The 2355-nt window shown below is 69.6% G+C and carries 2 protein-coding genes; both read right to left on the bottom strand.

Annotated elements, in window-relative coordinates; translation table 11 throughout:
* Positions 1–303, bottom strand: a 303-nt coding sequence (locus D180_RS13120) for an aldolase/citrate lyase family protein (RefSeq protein WP_017913147.1), incomplete at its 3' end; no start/stop codon positions are given.
* Positions 304–506: 203 nt separating this feature from the next.
* Complete coding sequence (gene ybaL, locus D180_RS13115) at positions 507–2186, bottom strand: YbaL family putative K(+) efflux transporter (RefSeq protein WP_017913146.1); 1680 nt, start codon at positions 2184–2186, stop codon at positions 507–509.
* Positions 2187–2355: the final 169 nt, after the last annotated feature.

Here is a 2355-nt window from a genome sequence, read left to right as displayed (position 1 = left end):
TGGCGGGAAGTGCGCGGCGGCGACCGCGCGCTCGGCCTGCTCGGCGCTGTCCAGCCCGGCCAGGACCACGCCGCGGGCGCCGGCATCGAGCACCCGGCCGATCAGCTTGGCATCGACCTCGGGCACGCGCACCCACGGTTCGCAGCCGCCCAGCTCGCAGGCGCGTATGGCGTGTTCCAGCTCGGCGGGCGAGCGCAGCACGTGTTCCAGATCGAGTACCGCGAAGTCGTAGCCGACATGCCCGAACATCTCGCACAGCAGGGCACTGGGCACGGAGTTGAGCAACCCGATCTTGCAGGCCATGGGGGAGGGCGCGCGGAACTGGGGAAGGGAGCGCAATCCTGCCGTAAACGAGAATGCTTATCAAGACGATCGGCCGCGGGCCTTCCCAGCCGCCGTAGACGCTTTCTGTGCGCTACCGCGCTTTTCGCTGCGACTCACTCGCCGAAGAGGAGCCGCTTTTGCGAATCCCCAATCCCTGATCCCCAATCCCTGCGGTCAAGGCCTCAGCGTGCGGCGGCACGCATCCCCCGATACGGCGGCGTCGCCATCACCATTTCCGCCAGCGAATAGGCCAGTTCGCGCTCGGCCATCACCGTGCCGTCGGCGCCGTGGTCGAGCAGGTGCTTGACCTCGGCGTCGCTGTGCGCACGCGCCAGCAGGGTCAGTGCCGGGTTCAGCGCACGCAGCTTGGCCAGGGCTTCGCCGGCCTCCAGCGGCTGCGGGATCGCCAGGATCGCGATCTTGGCCTTGTCCGGGTGCGCCTCGGCCAGCACCCGGTCGGCGGCGGCGCTGCCGCGGATGCCGGGGATGCCGTCGGCGTGAGCGCGCTCGACGTGGTCGCGGTTGTCGTCGATCACCAGCACCGGCACGCCGCGCTCGCGCAGCACCGCCGCCAGCGCGCTGCCGACCCGGCCGTAGCCGATCACGATGGCGTGGTCGACCAGGTCCAGCGACGGGCCCGGCGGCAACTCCGGCTCCACCGTCACCGGCGCCTCCACCGCCTGCCGCGCCTGCCAGCGGTCCAGCCAGGTGAACAGCAGCGGGTTGGCGATGATCGACAGCAGCGCGCCGGCCAGGATCAGGTCGCGGCCGGTCTCGGGCAGGATCGCCAGGCTCACGCCCAGGCCGGCCAGGATGAAGGAGAACTCGCCGATTTGCGCCAGGCTGGTGGAAATGGTCAGGGCGATGCCGGTGGGGTGGCCGAACGCCCGCACGATCACGAAGGCGGCCAGCGACTTGCCGACGGTGATGGTCAGGAACGTGGCCAGCACCTGCCACGGATGCTCGACCAGGATGTGCGGATCGAACAGCATGCCCACCGAGACGAAGAACAGCACCGCGAAGGCATCGCGCAGCGGGAGCGAGTCGTTGGCGGCCTTGTGGCTGAGCTCGGATTCCTTCAGCAGCATGCCGGCGAAGAAGGCGCCCAGCGCGAACGACACGCCGAACAGGGTGGCCGAGCCGAACGCCACGCCCAGCGCGATCGCCAGCACCGATAGGGTGAACAGTTCGCGCGAGCCGGTCGCGGCGACCTTCTCCAGCGCCCACGGAATCGCGCGGCGGCCGACCACCAGCATCACCGCCACGAACGCGGCCATCTTCAGCAGGGTGACGCCGAGCGCGCCGAGGATCGCTCCGGTGTCGGCGCCCTTGCCGCCGAGTGCGTCGGCCAGTGCCGGCAGCAGCACCAGCGCCAGCACCATCACCAGGTCCTCCACGATCAGCCAGCCGACCGCGATGCGCCCGCGCAGGGTTTCCAGCAGGCGCCGTTCCTCCATCGCCCGCAGCAGCACCACGGTACTGGCCACCGACAGCGCCAGGCCGAACACCAGGCCGTGCAGGGTCGGCCAGCCCATGCTCCAGGCCAGCCCCCAGCCGAGCAGGGTGGCGACCGCGATCTGCGCCAGCGCGCCGGGGATCGCGATCCACTTCACTTCCATCAGGTCTTCGAGGGAGAAGTGCAGCCCCACCCCGAACATCAGCAGCATCACCCCCAGTTCCGACAACTGAGTGGCCAGGGCCTGGTCGGCGACGAAGCCCGGCGTGAACGGGCCCACGCAGATGCCCGCCACCAGATAGCCGACCAGCGGCGAGAGTTTGAGGCGATGGGCGAGCGTGCCGAGGATGAAGGCGAGCGCGAGCCCGACCGCGATGATGTCGATGAGACTGGTGTCGTGATGCATTCAGGATCGCAGAACAAGTAGGCCCCGAGTGTCGCCGATCGGGGCTTTTGTCGGCAAATCGGTGGGGGGCGCCAAACGGCCGGCGGAGCCGGGGCATCGTGATTGGGCCACAGACCTATTACATCGAGGGCTGCGCGTGCGGCGACAGGGAGGGACGATCTCGGCGGCG

Origin of the sequence: Xanthomonas sp. SHU 166 (assembly GCF_000364685.1) — a bacterium.
GTDB classification, from domain to species: domain Bacteria; phylum Pseudomonadota; class Gammaproteobacteria; order Xanthomonadales; family Xanthomonadaceae; genus Xanthomonas_A; species Xanthomonas_A sontii.
The sequence above is the reverse complement of the archived record's forward strand: the minus strand, read 5'-3'. Positions and strand labels throughout refer to the sequence as shown.

Coding starts and splice junctions, on each gene's coding strand:
- ybaL (WP_017913146.1), bottom strand. CDS start 2,186: ATGCATCACGACACCAGTCTCATCGACATCATCGCGGTCGGGCTCGCG.